The following is a 17,174-nucleotide window of genomic DNA, read 5'->3' as shown; positions in this document are numbered from 1 at the left end:
CAGTTGATATCACATTACCGGCACGTTTGCAGAGCCAGATCGGCGCACATTATCCGGATTGAATGTGAAAAAAATGACAAAAGCCGAGCAGCGCGCAGGGCAGCCAGCGTGACTGGCTGCCCTGGCGGGTTACAACACCGCGGTTTCGAAGCGGCTGATACCCGGCAATTCCAGCACCAGCTCATCGCCCGGATTGAGCGGGCCGACACCCACTGGCGTACCGGTGAGGATCACGTCACCGGCCTGCAGGCTGAACTGCGAGGCCATGTGCTGGATCATCGGCACGATCGGATTGAGCATCAGCGCGCTGTTGCCGTCCTGACGTACTTCGCCATTGATGCTCAGGCGAATACCGATGTCGGCCAGGTCTTCAAAGGTGCTGCCCGCGACGAAAGGCGCCAGCACACAGGCGCCGTCGAAGCACTTGGCGCGTTCCCACGGCAGGCCTTTGTCCTTGAGCTGCGCTTGCAGGTCGCGCAGGGTCAGGTCCAGGGCTGGTGCGAAGCCGGAAATGGCGTCGAGCACCTCTTCTTCGCTGGGATCGGTAGACAACGACTTGCCCAGCAACACGGCGATTTCCGCCTCGTAGTGCACCGAACCACGCTCGGCAGGGATCTTGAAGCCACTGTTGATCGGCACCACACAGCTGCCCGGCTTGATAAACAACAGGGGCTCGGTCGGGATCGGGTTGTCCAGCTCTTTGGCGTGCTCGGCATAGTTGCGCCCGATGCACACCACCTTGCCCAGGGGAAAGTGAATACGCGTGCCGTCTACATACTGGTGCTGATAGCTCATTACCGACTCCTGGCGCTATTGGAAGCTCTTGTGCCTTTGACTTACTCGACAGCGAAGATTTTGCCCGGGTTCATGATCCCGTTCGGATCGAACACCGCCTTCACCGCTTTCATGTATTGAATTTCCACGGGCGAGCGACTGTAGGTGAGGTAATCACGCTTGGTCATGCCCACGCCGTGTTCGGCTGAAATCGAGCCGTTGTACTTCTGCACGATCTCGAACACCCACTTGTTCACCGTAGCGCACTTGGCAAAGAACTCGTCTTTGCTCAGGTCGTCGGGCTTGAGGATGTTCAGGTGCAGGTTGCCGTCGCCGATATGGCCATACCAGACCACTTCAAAATCCGGATAGTTTTCTGCGACGATCGCATCGATATCCCGCAGGAATGCCGGCACTTTCGACACAGTGACCGAGATATCGTTCTTGTACGGGGTCCAGTGCGAGATGGTTTCGGAGATGTACTCGCGCAGCTTCCACAGGTTCTGCAGTTGCTGCTCGCTCTGGCTCATGACGCCATCGAGCACCCAGCCTTGCTCCACACAGTGCTCGAACGTAGCCAGGGCGGCATTGGCCACCTCTTCATTGCTGGCTTCGAACTCCAGCAGGGCATAGAACGGGCACGGGGTATCGAATGGCGCAGGGACATCGCCACGGCCCATGATCTTGGCCAGGGCCTTGTCGGAAAAGAACTCGAAGGCGGTCAAGTCGAGCTTGTCGCGGAAGGCGTGCAACACCGGCATGATCGAGTCGAAATCCGGGGTGCCGAGGACCATCGCGGTGAGATTGTTCGGTGCCCGATCCAGGCGCATGGTCGCCTCGACCACAAAGCCCAGGGTGCCTTCGGCGCCGATGAACAGCTGGCGCAGGTCGTAGCCGGTGGCGTTCTTGATCAGGTCCTTGTTCAGTTCGAGCAGGTCGCCGGCGCCGGTGACCACTTTCAGGCCGGCCACCCAGTTGCGAGTCATGCCGTAGCGAATCACCTTGATTCCGCCGGCATTGGTGCCGATATTGCCGCCAATCTGGCTGGAACCTGCAGAAGCGAAGTCCACCGGATAGTATAGGCCCTTGTCTTCGGCAAAGCTCTGCAGTTGCTCGGTGACCACGCCCGGCTGGCAGACCACGCTACGGTCGAATTCATCGAAGGCGAGGATCTGGTTCATGTAGTCGAACGACACCACCACTTCGCCATTGGCCGCCACCGCCGCTGCCGAGAGGCCGGTACGCCCGCCCGATGGCACCAGGGCAACCTTGTGCCGGTTGGCCCAGCGCACGATGGCCTGGACCTGTTCGGTGCTCTTGGGAAACACGATGGCCAGCGGCGCCGGGGCAAAGTGCTTGGTCCAATCCTTGCCGTAAGTCTCGAGGGAGTCCGCATCGGTCAGCACCTTGCCGGGCTCAACCAGGGTCATCAGCTCATCAAGCAACGCAGAATTGGTCATCGACAGAACTCTCGAACTTTTCATAGTCACCCTGAGCACTCTTCACGTGCCAGGGATGGGCGTATCGGGGGGTACTCATGCTAGCATACGCCCCCCGCTGATCGAGCTTTTGGGCCGATGCTGCGAGAGCTTCACTTCCCTGCCATTTTTCTCCGGGACACAGGTTTACGCAGATGAGCAAGACTTCTCTCGATAAGAGCAAGATCAAGTTCCTTCTTCTCGAAGGCGTCCACCAATCCGCCGTGGACGTCCTCAAGGCCGCCGGGTATAGCAACATCGAGTACCTCACCGGTTCTCTGCCCGACGCTGAGCTGAAAGAAAAGATCGCTGATGCCCACTTCATCGGCATCCGCTCGCGCACTCAACTGACCGAAGAGGTTTTCGACTGCGCCAAGAAACTGGTCGCTGTCGGCTGTTTCTGCATCGGTACCAACCAGGTCGACCTGGACGCGGCCCGCGAGCGCGGCATCGCCGTGTTCAACGCGCCGTACTCCAACACCCGTTCGGTCGCCGAGCTGGTGCTGGCCGAAGCGATCCTGCTGCTGCGCGGCATCCCGGAGAAAAACGCTTCCTGTCACCGTGGTGGCTGGATCAAGAGCGCGGCCAACTCCTTCGAAATCCGCGGCAAAAAGCTGGGTATCGTCGGTTACGGCTCGATCGGCACCCAGCTGTCGGTGCTGGCCGAAAGCCTGGGCATGCAGGTGTTCTTCTTCGACCCGCTGACCAAGCTGCCACTGGGCAACGCGACCCAGGTTGCCAGCCTGACCGAGCTGCTGGGTCTGGCCGACATCGTCTCGCTGCACGTGCCTGAGCTGCCGTCCACCCAGTGGATGATCGGCGAGAAAGAAATCCGTGCGATGAAGAAAGGCTCGATCCTGATCAACGCCGCCCGCGGTACCGTGGTCGAGCTGGATCACCTGGCTGCAGCGATCAAGGACAAGCACCTGATCGGCGCCGCCATCGACGTGTTCCCGGTCGAGCCGCGCTCCAACGACGAGCAGTTCGAAAGCCCGCTGCGTGGCCTGGACAACGTGATCCTGACTCCGCACATCGGTGGTTCCACCGCCGAAGCCCAGGCCAACATCGGTCTGGAAGTGGCCGAGAAACTGGTCAAGTACAGCGACAACGGTACTTCCGTATCGTCGGTCAACTTCCCTGAAGTGGCCCTGCCGGCTCACCCGGGCAAGCACCGTCTGCTGCACATCCACGAAAACATTCCGGGCGTACTCAGCGAGATCAACAAAGTCTTCGCTGAAAACGGCATCAACATCTCCGGTCAGTTCCTGCAGACCAACGAGAAAGTCGGTTACGTGGTCATCGACGTTGACGCCGAGTACTCGGATCTGGCGCAAGAAAAACTGCAACAGGTCAAGGGCACTATCCGTTCCCGCGTACTGTTCTAAGTTCTTCTAGTAACAAATCGCGGGGCAAGCCCGCTCCCACAGGCAAACAGATACCTGTGGGAGCGGGCTTGCCCCGCGATGCATTCAACCCTTACTGAACAGTAACGGTGATCTTCTTCGATTCAACGCTTGGCTTGAACGGCACGTGGAACTTGTCGCCCAGCACCAGTTGCAGGGTGTGCTTGCCCGGGGTCAGGGTCAGTTCGACTTCGGTCTGCGCCTTGCCGAAGTGCAGTACTTGCGGACCGGCCGGCAGCGGCGCCTTGTTTTCCGGCAGCAGGCTGGTAGGCAGTACCTGGTCAGCGGCGGGTTCCTGGTCGACATCTACCAGCAGGTGGTGATGGCCAGTGTGCGGGGTCTGGTCGCCTGCAGGCTTGAGCGCCATGCCCTCGATACCGAATTTGACCGTGAAGGTCTTGTCGACCGTCGCGCCATCGGCCGGGGAAACGATGAAGACCTTGGCGTCTTTCGGCGGCTCCTGGCTCTTCAGGCCTTCGGCGGCTGCGGCAAACGCCGAAACTCCCATCAGCAGGCCAACGACGGCTGCACGCGAAACTAGGCTTTTCATTCACTTCTCCTGTGATTTGCTTCTTCAACCTTGCCTGTTAAACCAAAGGCAATGGTTTGTAACCATAGATCAATTGGATCAGAACATACCCAGAAATTTGCACAGAAAATATTTCTCCGGGCGTCTAACATCCCTCTTCCGATGTTGTCCTAAGTTGCGCTCGACCGTGGCATTATCAGAAAGCCGCGGCGATCTTCTTCACTGCCAATGACTTCAAGGGACTTAAATGCGCCTGACCCTAGGGATACTACTTGCCGCCCTGCTCAGCCCATGGGCACAGGCCGAACTGATCGACGACATGAATGACCGTGGCGAATTGCGCATTGCCGTCGAAGCCACTATGCCGCCGTTCAACTTCAAGGATGACGGCAAGCTGACGGGGTTTGAAATCGAACTCGGCCGCTTGCTGGCCGACGAACTGGAAGTACGCGCCGAATTCGTCGTAACCACGCGCGACGATTTGCTGCCGGGTGTCGAGAGTGGCAAATATGACATTGCCCTGAACCAGGTCGCGGCCACCCCCGAACTCAAGCAACGCCTGGAATTCAGCGAACCCTATAGCTATTCCAGCGCCCAGTTGATCGTGCGCAAGGACGAGAAGCGCTCACTGGCCAACCTCGGTGCCCTCAAGGGCCACAGCCTCGGCGTGGTTCAGGGCAGTCAGTTCGCCGAGCAGGCGCGGAGCGTCGAGGGTGTCGATCTGCGCAGCTATCCAGACGCCAGCCAACCGATCAAGGACGTGGCCAACGAGCAGATCGATGCCGCCATCAGCGACCGTCTGCTGGTGCCGTATGCCATTCGCGACAGCCAGCAGGCGGTGACCGAAGGCGCGACCGTCGGCCCGCTCCTGAGCCTGGCGATTCCATTTCAGAAGGGTAATCCGGCGTTCCACAGTGCGGTGGACAAAGCCCTGCAGCGCATCAAGGCCGATGGCCGACTCAAAGCGCTGTCAGAGAAATGGTTTGGGATGGATGCCAGCTCACCACCGAAGTAACAAAAGCTTCGCGGGGCAAGCCTGCTCCCACCGGGCCCGGTAGGAGCAGGCTTGCCCCGCGAGGGTGTTAAAGCAGTTTCAAGGCTTGCTCTGCCGCCTCAAGCTCCAGCTCACTGAACACCTGCACCCCTTGCCGACGTAGCAACGCCGTGGTCACCCCTTCACCTGCCACCTTGGTACCCGTGAAGGTCCCGTCATAAGTCAGTGCATTGCCGCACGACGGGCTACCCGACTTGAGCACCGCAATACGGATGCCATGGCGCCGCGCCAACTCCAGCGCCCGCTGCGCACCGGCCAGAAATTGCGCACTGACATCCTCGCCCGTGACAGTCAGTACCTGCGTTTCACCCTCGAGCACCGCTGCGCCCTGCCCGCCCGGGATCTCCGCCGGCGGCCGTGGTGTCGGCAGGCCGCCAGCCACTTCAGGACACAAGGGCACGATCCGACCTTCGCTTTGCCAACGTTGCAACAGGTCCGGGTGCCCGCTGGCACGCCCGTCATAGCGCACCGGCTGACCGAGCAGGCAGGCACTGACCAGCACCTTGTACATCTCAGAACGGCTCGTTGCCACGGCGACGGAACCAGCCGGTCAGGGACAGGCGATCGCGCTGGGCCGGCAACACCTCATGGGGTACTTCGCCGGACAGAAACACCACCAGACAACCGCCGACCGGTTGCACGTCGTGCTCGACATCACCCTTGAGGGTCATGCGCAACTGACCGCCGTGTTCGGGCTGCCAGCCCTCATTGAGGTAGATCACCGCCGAAACCATGCGCCGGTCGTCATCGCGAAAGCGGTCGACGTGCTTGCGATAGAAGGCACCCGGCGGATACAGGGCGAAATGGCACTCGAAGTCCTCAAGGCCAAGGAACAAGCCGCGGTTCAGGGCCAGACGCAGGCTGTCCATCAGCTCAAGGTAGTGGTCACAAGGCTCGGCCTGGCCGGGCTCCAACCACTGGATACGGTCGCCACGAATGCCCTCGCGAACCTCCTGAGCATCGCCCCGACCCACGGCTGCTGGCGCAAGCTCGCCCTCGGCGGCGCGTTTGCGGCACTCGGCCGCCAGCGCCAGGGTCAGAGACGCTGGAAGAAAGGTATTGTGCTGCGACCAGCCACGGGTGGCCAGGTCGTCGACGATGCGCAACAGCAGGGGGTCATCAGGGGATATGTGCATGTCGCGCATAGTATCCATCTGCCGCGAAATCCGACAGCGCCACTTGGCCGAGAGTATGCAATGGCTTCTCGACAAAGCCCGGCCAGGCCAAGACAATAGCGCCCTGCCGACAGGAGTCCTGAATGCGCCGTTTGTTTTTTTTGCTGATGATGATCTGCACCACGCCTGTCTGGGCAGACAGCCTCGACCAACTCTACAAGGTCGCCGGCTGGCCTGAGCAGCGCGCCCACTTTACCGATGCCCTCGATGCCGCCCAGCAGCGCTATCGCAATAGCCTGCCGCCCGCTGTTTATCAGGCGTTGGTCAATAACAGTAACCAGCGCTTCCAGGCCCAGGCCGTGGACAAGCGCGCGCAGGCGCAATTGCGTGCCAACCTGAGCAATCCCCGCCCTGCGCTGGCCTTCTTCCAGTCGCCGTTGGGGCGCAAGATTGTCGCTGCGGAACTGCTGGCCACCCGGCGTGACCAGCTGGCCAAGAACGCCAAGGGCTTGCCCAGGATCCAGGCCAGCGACAACCGCCTGCTGATCATCGGCCACCTGGCCCAGGCCCTGCCCGCCCGTGAAGCCGGTGCCGAAGTCAGCCTGGCGATTGCCGGGGTCGCCGCCGACAGCCTCAGCCAGATGATCCCCGGCCTGCTCGGCGGCGCTCAGGCCCAGAGCCTGCTCGACGGTCAGCGTCAGCGGCTGATGGAGCAGATCGGCAGCGAGCTGAACAACACCCTGCTCTACGTGTATCGCGACCTGTCCGATGAAGAGCTGGACGAGTTCGCCACCTTTGCCGAATCGGCAGACGGCAAGACGTACTACAAGGCTGCGCTGGCCGCGATCCGCGCCGGCCTGGCCGTCGGGCAGAACACTTCGGACCTGAAGTGATCAGCCCAGGCGCTGATCGATGAAGTCGAAGTAGCGCTGACGAATCGCCGGCAACTCGTTAGCCAGGTGATGGCGCGCTTCGGGGATCAGCAGAATGTCAGGCGCGGCGAATTTCTCCTGCAGCACCTTGAGGTTGTGCGGCCAGTCCACGGTCATGTCGGACTGGCCCTGAATGATCAGTGGTCGCCGTGCACTGACCGGCGCCGCCTCGATACGCTTGACCCAATCCACCAGCGCCCCCACCCAGGCCGTCGGCAAGCAGCGCGGTTGCAGCGGATCGGCCTGCAGGAACGGCAGGAAAGTCGGATCATTGCTGTTTTCACTGAAGCGCCGCTCGATGCCTTTCACGAACGGGCGCAACAGGTGATAGCTGAATTTCGACCAGCGCCACGCACGTGGCCGCACCAGCGGCGCCAGCAGGATGACCTCCCCCTGAGCCGGACTCTGTGCGCCACCGTGCAGCAGATGATCGATGACAATCGCCCCGCCGGTACTTTGCCCGCAGAGATGCCAGGGCTGCGGCAGCTCAAGGGCACTGCCCTGTTCGAACAGCGCCTGCAACACCTGCTGGTAAGCGCCGAAATCGTCGATGCTGGCCCGCTCGCCGCTGGACAGACCGTGCCCCGGCAAGTCACAGGCGATCACTGCGTAATCCTGATCCAGCGCCCAGTCGATCACATGACGGTACAAGCCCATGTGGTCGTAGAAGCCATGCAACAGCACCAGGGTCGCCACCGGCGCCGCAGGCAACCAGACCTGCCCGACCAGGTCAAAACCCGCCGCCTCGAAACGCCCCAGCCAGCGCTGCGCGGCAACCTTGCGCGCGGGGAAATCCAGCCCGTAGTAACGCTGATAGGCCTGGGCCGGGGTCGACAGCGGCTGACGCGCTGTCATCGAGGACAGGCTGGCGCGTAACGAGTCGGGTTGAAAAGACGCAGGCATAGAGGATTTCCACACAGCAAAAGCCGGATATTGACCTGTGATATTCAGCTGTCGCCAGCAGCATGGCAAGCTAGGTGACTTTTCTCGGATATTGCCCTCATGCTCGCATCGCCCACCCGCACCCTGCTCGGCCTGTTGATCGCGGCCCTTTGCGCCGCCGGTTTGTGGTGGGCCTACGACAGTTTCCAGAGTCGCTACCTGCGCACCTTCGATAACCAGACCGCACTGTTCTCCGGCGACCGCCTGCAGCTGCCGGCGGAAATTGCCGGGCCCGGACCGATCCGACTGGTGCACTTCTGGGACCCGGCCTGCCCGTGCAACGTCGGCAATCAGCAGCACCTGGCGGAACTGATCGAGCATTTCGCCCCTCAAGGGGTGGAGTTCTATGTGGTACAGAAACCCGGCAGCCGTGGGCAATTGCCAAGCACGCTCAGCGCCCTCAAGCCGTTGCCTGAGCTGCCCGGTGCCGAGCACTTGCCTGCCAGCCCCGGCGTCGCCATCTGGGATCGCCAGGGCAAACTGGCCTACTTCGGCCCTTACAGCGAAGGGGCGACCTGCAATTCGAGCAACAGCTTTATCGAACCGATATTGCTCGCCCTGAGCCAGGGCCGCGCAGTCAGTGCTACACATACACTGGCAGTGGGTTGCTACTGCCCCTGGAGCCCCTCCACACCCTCAGCTATGAAGCACAAGGAGTCCTGATGAAGCGCAGCCTGACCTTTCTCGCGGTGGTCATTGCCGCAGCAGCCGGCGGCGGTTACTGGTACGTGCAGGGCAAGTTGCCGCAACGTGAAGGCGAGGTTGCCCTGGCCAGCCTGCAGGCCCCGGTGAGCGTGCGTTATGACGCCCGCGGCGTACCGCACATCCAGGCCGGCAACGAGATCGACCTGTACCGCGCCCTGGGTTACGTACATGCCCAGGACCGGCTGTTCCAGATGGAGATCATCCGCCGCCTGGCCCGTGGCGAGCTGGCCGAAGTGCTCGGCAGCAAGCTGGTGACCACCGATAGCCTGTTCCGCAGCCTGCGCATTCGCGAACAGGCCGAGCGCTACATCGAACGCCAGGACAAACAATCGCCGGCCTGGCTCGCACTGCAAGCCTACCTCGATGGTGTCAATGCCTGGCAGGACAGCCACCCCAAACCGATGGAATTCGACGTGCTGGGCATCACGCCACGGCCGTTCACCGCCCAGGACACCCTGAGCATTGCCGGCTACATGGCCTACAGCTTTGCTGCCGCCTTTCGCACGGAACCGGCATTGACCTATGTGCGCGACCAGCTCGGCAGCGAGTACCTGAAAATCTTTGACCTCGACTGGAACCCTGAAGGTGCGTTGCACAACCCCCCGCCGCTGGCAGCTGCCGACTGGAAAAGCCTGGAGCAGCTGGCACAGGTCAGCCAGCAAGCCCTGAGCGAGGCCGGCATTCCCCAGTACGAAGGCAGCAACGCCTGGGCGGTGTCCGGCAGCCGCACCCGCAGTGGCAAACCGCTGCTGGCCGGCGACCCGCATATCAGCTTTGCCGTGCCCGCGGTGTGGTACGAGGCCGAGCTGTCGGCGCCGGGCTTCAACCTCTATGGCTATCACCAGGCGCTCAACCCCTTCGCTTCGCTGGGGCACAACCGCGAGTTCGGTTGGAGCCTGACCATGTTCCAGAACGACGATGTCGACCTGATCGCCGAGCAAGTCAATCCGGCCAACGCCGACCAGGTGCGTATCAACGGTCAGTGGCAAACGCTGACCACCACCCAGGACACTATCGCGGTGAAGGGCGAGGAGCCTGTCACCATCACCCTGAAGCGCTCGCCACACGGCCCGATTGTCAACCAGGTGATCGGCGCCAATGCCGGTCCGACACCGATTGCCCTGTGGTGGGCGTTCCTGGAAACCGACAACCCGATCCTCGAAGGCTTCTACCAGGTCAACCGCGCCGACACCCTGGACAAGATGCGCAGCGCCGCCGCGAAGATCCAGGCGCCCGGCCTCAACCTGGTGTGGGCCAATGCCCGTGGCGACATCGGCTGGTGGGCGGCGGCGCAGCTACCGATTCGCCCGGACGGGGTAAACCCGTCGTTCATCCTCGACGGCAGCACGGCCCAGGCCGACAAACTCGGTTTCTACCCGTTCAGCGCCAACCCGCAGCAGGAAAACCCGGCCAGCGGCTATATCGTCTCGGCCAACTACCAGCCACCCGCAGCCATGCCGATTCCCGGTTACTACAACCTCGCCGACCGTGGCCAACAGCTCGACCGTCACCTGGCCGACCCGCAAATCAAATGGGATACGCAAAACAGCCAGGCGCTGCAGCTCGACACGGCCAGCAACTATGGCCCGCGCACCCTGGCGCCGTTGCTGGGGGTGTTACGAGAGGTGGCCGCGGGCGATCAGGAGAAGGAGCTGGTCGAGCAACTGGCCAGCTGGAATGGCGACTACCCGCTGGACTCGGTCAGCGCCACGTTGTTCAACCAGTTCCTCTACGACCTGGCGTACGCAGCCATGCATGACGAACTGGGCGATGCCTGGTTCCAGATGCTGATCAGCACCCGCGTCATCGATGCCGCCATGCCGCGCCTGGCCGCAGACGCCGAATCGCCGTGGTGGGGGCTGCATGGCAGCAGCGAGCATGGCAGCCGCAACGAAGCGGTGAAACGCGCCTGGCAGGCCAGCCTGGTGCACCTGCGCGAGACCCTCGGCAACGACCCGACCGCCTGGCAATGGGGCAAGGCGCATACCCTGACCCACAACCATCCGCTCGGGCAGCAGAAACCGCTGAACCTGCTGTTCAATGTCGGCGCGTTCGCCGCACCGGGTACGCATGAGGTGCCGAACAACCTGTCGGCGAAGATCGGCCCGGCGCCCTGGCCGGTCACCTATGGCCCTTCGACCCGGCGCCTGATCGACTTCGCCGATGCCGGGCAGGCCCTGACCATCAACCCGGTCGGGCAAAGTGGCGTGCTGTTCGACCGGCACTATGCCGATCAGGCCAAGGACTATATCGAGGGGCAGTACCACAAGGCGCAGATCGGGGTGATTGCGGCGCAGAGTACCTTGCGGTTGGTGCCTGGGAAGTAGGCCTTATCGCGGGGCAAGCCCGCTCCCACAGAGGGAACCTGTGGGAGCGGGCTTGCCCCGCGATGAGCTCAATAGATCAACCCTGCCACTTGCCACCTTCGACAATCACGCTCTCAGGCTTGGTGTCGTCGCTCAGCTCTTTGCGCACGTACTGGTCATACAGCTTGAGCAGGTACTTCTGCTCACCCAGGCGCGCCAGCTCGGCATTGACCCAATCCCGCAGTTCGATATTGCCCTTCTTCACCGCTGGCGCGATCGGCGCTTCTTCGCCCAGTTTCTCGGCCAGCACGCGGTACCCCGGATTCTGCTTCGACCAGCTGAACAGGATCAGGTTGTCCTGGGCATAGGCATCACCACGACCGTTGGCCAGCGCTTGCAGCGACTCGGAGTTCTTCTCGAACTTGAGCAGTTTCCAGTCCGGGTGATTCTTGGTCAGCCAGATATCGGCCGTGGTGCCGGTGGTGACGATGGTGGTCTTGCCGACCAGGTCATCCAGATGCTTCACGTCACTACCTTCAGGCACCAGTGCCTGTACCGCAACGCGCAGGTTGGGGTTGGTGAACTCCACCGCTTCCTTGCGCTCCGGCGTCACGGTCATGTTGGCGAGGATCAGGTCAACCTTGTCGCTTTGCAGAAACGGAATACGACTGGCCGGCTCAACGGCAACGAACTCGACCTTGTTTTCGTCACCGAGCAGCGACTTGGCGAACTGGCGGCCGATGTCGGTATCGAAGCCGACATAGCGGCCGCTCTCGTCGACAAAGCCGAACGGTGGCTTGTCGGTAAACACGCCGACAATCAGCTTGTCGCGGGCCTTGATGGTTTCCAGGTAGCTGGTGGCCGGCGCTGCGCCTGTAGCCGCCGGCTTGCCGGGTTCTTCAGCCTTGTTGCAACCGGCCAGCAGGGCCAGGCCGAACAGGGATAACAGCAGTTTCGAGGTTTTGGCAGTTTTCATGACAGTTCCTTTGCGGGCATTTTGGGCAGGCTTTCTACAAAGGAGAATTTCTCCAGGAACTGCTGCGCGCGTGCGGTCTGCGGGTTCGTAAAGAAGCTCTCGGGGTCGCGCTGTTCAAGGATCCTGCCGGCCTCCATGAACACGATACGGTCGGCCACCGCGCGGGCGAAGGCCATTTCATGGGTCACGATAAGCAGAGTCATGCCGTCGCGGGCCAGGCCCTGGATCACCTCCAGCACTTCCTTGACCATCTCCGGATCGAGGGCTGCGGTGACCTCGTCGAACAGCATCACCTCAGGGTTCATGCACAGAGAGCGGACGATTGCGATGCGCTGCTGCTGGCCACCGGAAAGCTGGCGCGGATAAGCGTCGCGCTTGTCCAGCAAACCCACCCGGGCCAGCAGCGCTTCGGCCTGGGCCAGGGCTTCACGGCGCTCGCGCTTCTGCACCTTGAGCGGTCCCAGCAGCAGGTTGTCGAGCACGCTCATGTGGCCGAACAGGTGATAGCTCTGGAACACCATGCCCACCCGCTGGCGCACCTGGCGCCAGTCGGTGCGCGGTTCGAGCAGGTCCTCTCCGGCCAGGCGCAAGTGACCGCTGTGGGCGCTTTCCAGGCCGTTCAGGCAGCGCAGCAAGGTGCTCTTGCCGCAGCCGCTGGGGCCGAGGATCACCACTACTTCGCCACTGCGCACTTGCAGGTCGACGTTGTTCAGCACCTGCTGCTCGCCGAAGAATTTGTTGAAACCCTTGAACTCGATCAATGCACTCATGCGTGTGTCCAGCGGCGCTCAAGGGCGCGCGAGGCGGCCGAAAGCGGGTAGCAGATAAAAAAGAAAAACAGGAACAGCGCGCCGTAGATCAGCACCGATTCGTAGGTGCGCTCGATGATCTGCTGGCCGACCTTGATGACATCGACCACCCCGATCAGCACCGCCAGCGAGCTGGTCTTGATGATCCGCGTGTAGATGTTGATGGTCGGCGGGGTCATGCGCTTGAGTGCCTGCGGCAGCAACACATAGCCGTACAGTTGCCAGGCAGACAGCCCGATCGACAGACCCGCCTCGCGCTGGCCACGGGGCAACGAACGCAAGGCACCACGCACCACCTCGCCGACTTCACTGGCGCCCCACAGCGACAACACCAGCACCGCGCACCAGAAGCTGGGAATGCTCAGAGCAAAGAAAATCGGCAGGCCGAAGAACAACAGGTACAACCAGACCAGCACCGGAATCGCCCGGAACAGCTCCAGGTACACCCGCAGCAGCAGGTTCAGGCTGCGCAGGTTCAGGCTCGCCAGCACGCCGTAGAACACGCCGCCGAAGGTACTGAAGACAATCCCCAGCGCCGAGATGGCCAGCGTCTGCGCGGCGCCCTTGCCCAGTTGCGGCAAGGACACCAGCAACAACTCAAGACCCGAACTGGCCATGTTGCAGCCTCCGTTCCAGGCGGCTGAGCAGCAACGACAATGGCAGGAACAGCAGTACACAGATCAGCGTCAGCACCGCAAGCATCTCGTACGTCTTGTAGTACAGGGCGATGTAACTCTTGGTGGTGTAGAGGATTTCCGGCACCGCCACCGCAGACACCACGGTGGTTTCCTTGAGCAGGAAGACGAAGTTGGCGAACAGCGAGGGCAGACTGAGGATGCCGGCCTGAGGCAGGATCACGTAACGCAGCAGTTGGCCGTCGGACAGGCCGATCGAGCGGCCCGATTCCAGCTGTGCCTGCGGCACCGCCTCGACGCCGGCACGCAGCACTTCGGTCAGGTAGGCGCCACCGAGAAAGGTCATGGTGATGATCGCAGCAGCGAAGCCGGAGATTTTCAGGCCCAGGCTCGGCAAGGCGAAATAGACGAAGAACAGCTGGATCAGCAGCGGCGTGTTGCGCGCCAGTTCCACGTACAGCTGCACCAGGCGCTGCAGGTAGGGCGTGCGGTACACCAGGATCGCCGCGTTGATCAGCGCCACCAGCAGTGAAGTGGCAATGGCGATCAGGCCGACCTGCAGGGTGACCCCGACAGCTTTGAGGAACGCCGGCAACGTGCTGAGGATAAAAGCGACATCGAAGCTCATTGCAGAATCTCGGATCGGCCCGAGGATAAACGGGCCGCTCTACACAGGGGTTGTCAGTGCGGGTGAGCACAATGACTAAGACTCTAAAGGTATAAAAATAATTATTTAAATACCTTTATTGCATATTGATATCACCCAAACAACTAACCGAACTATCTGCAATGTGTGGAAGCAACTGTGGGAGCGGGCTTGCCCCGCGATGCGTTGTGTCAGGCACATTGCATCGCGGGGCAAGCCCGCTCCCACAGGACAGGAGGGGTATCAGGGGTTGCTTAGAACGCCGGCAGTACCGCGCCGCTGTATTTCTTCTCGATGAAAGTTTTCACTTCCGGGCTGGTCAAGGCCTTGGCCAGTTTCTGGATGGCCTCGCTGTCCTTGTTGTCTGGACGGGCGACCAGGAAGTTCACGTACGGCGAATCGGAACCTTCAATGACCAGGGCGTCCTTGGCCGGGTTCAGGCCGGCTTCCAGCGCATAGTTGGTGTTGATCATGTCCAGGTCGACCTGGTCCAGCACGCGCGGCAGCATGGCCGACTCAAGCTCGCGGAACTTCAGCTTCTTCGGGTTATCGGCGATGTCTTTCGGCGTTGCCAGAGCGTTTTTCGGATCCTTCAGGGTGATCAGGCCAGCCTTCTGCAACAGCAGCAGGGCACGGCCGCTGTTGCTGCCTTCGTTAGGGATGGCAACGGTTGCGCCATCTTTCAGCTCGCTCAGGCTCTTGACCTTCTTCGAGTAGCCACCGAACGGCTCGACGTGAACGCCGATCACGGTTTCCAGGTGCGTGCCTTTACCCTCGTTGAAGTTCTTCAGGTACGGCAGGGTCTGGAAGTAGTTGGCGTCCAGACGCTTCTGGTCGACTTGAACGTTGGGCTGCACGTAGTCGGTGAAGACCTTGATCTCAAGGTCTACACCTTCTTTGGCCAGGGTCGGCTTGATCAGCTCGAGGATTTCAGCGTGGGGCACCGGGGTGGCGGCAACCACCAGTTTCTCGCCGGCGTGGGCGAAACCTGCAACCGACAGAGCGGCCGCCAGAGCAGTGAACAACAGAGCCTTTTTCATGCGCAGTCCTTATTCGAATTCGGGGCCATCGGTCGACGGCAAATCAAGTTGCCAGCCATTTTCTAGCGGGCTTGCAGCGGACAATACCGAGATTTTTTATGCCGGAACAATATCTTTTATTTCGCTGCTTATTCCATTTTCATCACGAAGCGGCGCAGGATTACGCGGCGCCTTGCGCCAGACGCACCAAAGCCTGTTCCAGCAGGCCCTGCAAGGCGCTGCGCTCATCGCCAAGCGCCCGCTGGTACAGCTGATCGAGCTGACTGGCCAGGGCTTGCAGCGGCGTGGGCAGGTTCAGGTGCTCAGGCAAAATCTCGTCACCACTGCTGACCAGCAAAGCAAAGTGAATGACGTTCTCCAGCTCTCGGGTGTTGCCCGGCCAGCTGTGAAGCTCCAGCACGCGCTGGGCCGCTTCACTGATCAACGGCACCGGCAGGTTGAGCCGCGGGCTGTAGATACCGACGAAATACTCCGCCAGCGGCAGGATATCGCCGACCCGCTCGCGCAAGGCCGGTAGCTCCAGATGCCCTTCGCGCAGATAGTGGTAGAGCCGCTCATGGAACTTGCCGGCGCTGACGGCCTCCCCCAGGTCGATACTCGACGCCGCGACCAGACGCACATCGACAGGGTTGGGTTGCTGGGCGCCGACCCGGGTGACTTCACGGTTTTCCAGGGCGGCAAGCAACTTGACCTGGATCGCCAGCGGCAGGTCGGCGATTTCGTCCAGGTACAGGGTGCCGCCATTGGCCGAGCCGAACCAACCGGCGCGGCTACTGGCAGCACCACTGTGAGCACCGGCGCTGTAGCCGAACAATTCGGCATCGGCGTAGGTCGGGCTGATCGCCGCGCAGTTGACTGAAACAAACAGACCGGCGCGATCACTGGCGCGATGAATCTGCCGCGCCAGCAGCTCCTTGCCGGTACCGGTCTCGCCGCGGATCAGCACCGGCAGGGCCAATGGCGCCAGCAGTTCCAGCTCCTCGCGCAATTGCCGCGAACGCGGGTCGACGAATACCAGCGCCTTGGCGCGGATGCTCAGCGGGCTCTTGTCCAGCTCAGGGAAGGTCAGCAGCGGCTGACCGAAGGTGTCGTGATTACTCATGGCAAACTCCCGCCCGAAGCACCTGGGGCCGGGCGTTGGATCAGGATAAGGTCAGCGCCTGGAGTTCAGGCGCGGCGAAGGGCGTGCTGTTCCAGACGGTTCTGCAGGCGGTACAGGTAGGCAAAGCCCTGCTCCCAGCGGCGATGCCCGGACTTGACGTTGATATGCCCGGCCCCGGCCAGAAAGCCCACCTCGGCGCCCCAGGCCCGCGCCAGCTGCATGGCGCGCGGAGCACTGATCGCCGGATCGTTGTCGGAGCTGACCACCTGGCTCGGGAACGGCAACACCTGCTGGGCAATCGGCGCGAAATTGCGCAGGGCTGGCGAACAGGTTGGGCGCTCGACATCGGCTGGCGCCACCAACAACGCACCGCGTACGCGACGCAGCAGGCTGGCACTGGCTTGCGCCGCCCAATGGGCGACGGTGATGCAGCCCAGGCTGTGGGCAATCAGGATCACCGGCGCGTCGTCGGCGGCCACTGCCTGTTCCAGCGCCGCCACCCAGTCGTGGCGCTGCGGCGTCACCCAGTCGAGCTGCTCGACCCGCGCACTGTTGGGCAGCACTTGCTGCCAGTGACTCTGCCAATGATCGTCTGGCGATCCTTGCCAGCCCGGCACAATCAGGTAACGGATCGACGTGTTGCGCATGGGGACGCCTCCTGCTGGGTTTGCGTGCTTGAGGCCAAGTATAGGGAGGTGGTTATATTCGTAAAGGAATAAGAAGCTATT

General features: G+C 61.8%; 18 protein-coding genes. 5 read left to right on the top strand and 13 right to left on the bottom strand.

Going from position 1 to position 17,174, the window contains the following annotated elements:
- Window positions 1–129: 129 nt before the first annotated feature.
- Both NPS47_RS19095 and NPS47_RS19090 read right to left on the bottom strand, forming a co-directional pair.
- The gene (locus NPS47_RS19095; RefSeq protein ID WP_274296352.1) at window positions 130–795 is read right to left on the bottom strand and encodes a fumarylacetoacetate hydrolase family protein; all 666 of its coding nucleotides are present in this window, start codon (window positions 793–795) and stop codon (window positions 130–132) included.
- A gap of 41 nt (window positions 796–836) precedes the next feature.
- Complete coding sequence (locus NPS47_RS19090) at window positions 837–2,234, bottom strand: FAD-binding oxidoreductase (RefSeq protein ID WP_274296351.1); 1,398 nt, start codon at window positions 2,232–2,234, stop codon at window positions 837–839.
- A gap of 173 nt (window positions 2,235–2,407) precedes the next feature.
- On the opposite strand from NPS47_RS19090, the gene serA reads away from it, so the two are divergent.
- Window positions 2,408–3,637, top strand: a complete 1,230-nt coding sequence (serA, locus tag NPS47_RS19085) for a phosphoglycerate dehydrogenase (protein WP_274296350.1) — start codon at window positions 2,408–2,410, stop codon at window positions 3,635–3,637.
- Between the two features lie 91 nt (window positions 3,638–3,728).
- On the opposite strand, the gene NPS47_RS19080 is transcribed toward serA, so the two are convergent.
- Entirely contained in the window at window positions 3,729–4,205 is a 477-nt protein-coding gene (locus tag NPS47_RS19080) for a DUF4399 domain-containing protein (protein ID WP_274296349.1), read from the bottom strand.
- 226 nt (window positions 4,206–4,431) lie between these two features.
- Between NPS47_RS19080 and NPS47_RS19075 the strand changes: the two genes are divergently transcribed.
- Window positions 4,432–5,199, top strand: coding sequence for a transporter substrate-binding domain-containing protein (locus NPS47_RS19075; RefSeq protein ID WP_274296348.1), 768 nt, complete (start codon window positions 4,432–4,434; stop codon window positions 5,197–5,199).
- A 67-nt stretch (window positions 5,200–5,266) separates the two neighbouring features.
- Here NPS47_RS19075 and NPS47_RS19070 read toward each other — a convergent pair whose 3' ends face one another.
- On the bottom strand, window positions 5,267–5,749 hold the full coding sequence (locus NPS47_RS19070) for a DUF523 domain-containing protein (RefSeq protein ID WP_274296347.1): 483 nt from the start codon (window positions 5,747–5,749) through the stop codon (window positions 5,267–5,269).
- Window position 5,750: 1 nt separating this feature from the next.
- Entirely contained in the window at window positions 5,751–6,383 is a 633-nt protein-coding gene (locus NPS47_RS19065) for a 2OG-Fe(II) oxygenase (RefSeq protein ID WP_274296377.1), read from the bottom strand.
- Between the two features lie 113 nt (window positions 6,384–6,496).
- On the opposite strand from NPS47_RS19065, the gene NPS47_RS19060 reads away from it, so the two are divergent.
- The gene (locus NPS47_RS19060; protein WP_274296346.1) at window positions 6,497–7,246 is read left to right on the top strand and encodes a DUF2059 domain-containing protein; all 750 of its coding nucleotides are present in this window, start codon (window positions 6,497–6,499) and stop codon (window positions 7,244–7,246) included.
- Here the strand turns inward: NPS47_RS19060 and NPS47_RS19055 are convergent, their stop codons facing one another.
- On the bottom strand, window positions 7,247–8,188 hold the full coding sequence (locus tag NPS47_RS19055; protein WP_274296345.1) for an alpha/beta hydrolase: 942 nt from the start codon (window positions 8,186–8,188) through the stop codon (window positions 7,247–7,249). It abuts the gene before it with no gap.
- A 99-nt stretch (window positions 8,189–8,287) separates the two neighbouring features.
- Between NPS47_RS19055 and NPS47_RS19050 the strand changes: the two genes are divergently transcribed.
- Entirely contained in the window at window positions 8,288–8,890 is a 603-nt protein-coding gene (locus tag NPS47_RS19050) for a DUF6436 domain-containing protein (RefSeq protein WP_274296344.1), read from the top strand.
- The gene (locus NPS47_RS19045; protein WP_274296343.1) at window positions 8,890–11,259 is read left to right on the top strand and encodes a penicillin acylase family protein; all 2,370 of its coding nucleotides are present in this window, start codon (window positions 8,890–8,892) and stop codon (window positions 11,257–11,259) included. The genes NPS47_RS19050 and NPS47_RS19045 overlap by 1 nt, the downstream gene beginning before the upstream one ends.
- A gap of 76 nt (window positions 11,260–11,335) precedes the next feature.
- Here NPS47_RS19045 and NPS47_RS19040 read toward each other — a convergent pair whose 3' ends face one another.
- From NPS47_RS19040 to NPS47_RS19010, 7 genes are all read right to left on the bottom strand, one after another.
- On the bottom strand, window positions 11,336–12,214 hold the full coding sequence (locus NPS47_RS19040) for a transporter substrate-binding domain-containing protein (protein WP_274296342.1): 879 nt from the start codon (window positions 12,212–12,214) through the stop codon (window positions 11,336–11,338).
- Window positions 12,211–12,984, bottom strand: coding sequence for an amino acid ABC transporter ATP-binding protein (locus tag NPS47_RS19035; RefSeq protein WP_274296341.1), 774 nt, complete (start codon window positions 12,982–12,984; stop codon window positions 12,211–12,213). Before NPS47_RS19035 ends, NPS47_RS19040 begins: the two co-directional genes overlap by 4 nt.
- Entirely contained in the window at window positions 12,981–13,640 is a 660-nt protein-coding gene (locus NPS47_RS19030; RefSeq protein ID WP_274296340.1) for an amino acid ABC transporter permease, read from the bottom strand. Before NPS47_RS19030 ends, NPS47_RS19035 begins: the two co-directional genes overlap by 4 nt.
- Complete coding sequence (locus tag NPS47_RS19025; protein ID WP_157190738.1) at window positions 13,621–14,286, bottom strand: amino acid ABC transporter permease; 666 nt, start codon at window positions 14,284–14,286, stop codon at window positions 13,621–13,623. The genes NPS47_RS19030 and NPS47_RS19025 overlap by 20 nt, the downstream gene beginning before the upstream one ends.
- A 272-nt stretch (window positions 14,287–14,558) precedes the next feature.
- Window positions 14,559–15,344, bottom strand: a complete 786-nt coding sequence (locus tag NPS47_RS19020; RefSeq protein WP_274296339.1) for a MetQ/NlpA family ABC transporter substrate-binding protein — start codon at window positions 15,342–15,344, stop codon at window positions 14,559–14,561.
- 160 nt (window positions 15,345–15,504) lie between these two features.
- Window positions 15,505–16,446 (bottom strand): sigma 54-interacting transcriptional regulator, encoded by a 942-nt coding sequence (locus NPS47_RS19015; RefSeq protein WP_274296338.1) that lies wholly within the window; start codon window positions 16,444–16,446, stop codon window positions 15,505–15,507.
- Window positions 16,447–16,511: 65 nt separating this feature from the next.
- Complete coding sequence (locus NPS47_RS19010) at window positions 16,512–17,093, bottom strand: alpha/beta hydrolase (protein WP_274296337.1); 582 nt, start codon at window positions 17,091–17,093, stop codon at window positions 16,512–16,514.
- Between the last annotated feature and the right edge of the window lie 81 nt (window positions 17,094–17,174).

This window comes from Pseudomonas putida (genome assembly GCF_028682475.1).
Classification (GTDB): domain Bacteria; phylum Pseudomonadota; class Gammaproteobacteria; order Pseudomonadales; family Pseudomonadaceae; genus Aquipseudomonas; species Aquipseudomonas putida_AG.
This window is presented reverse-complemented; position numbering and strand designations above follow the sequence as displayed.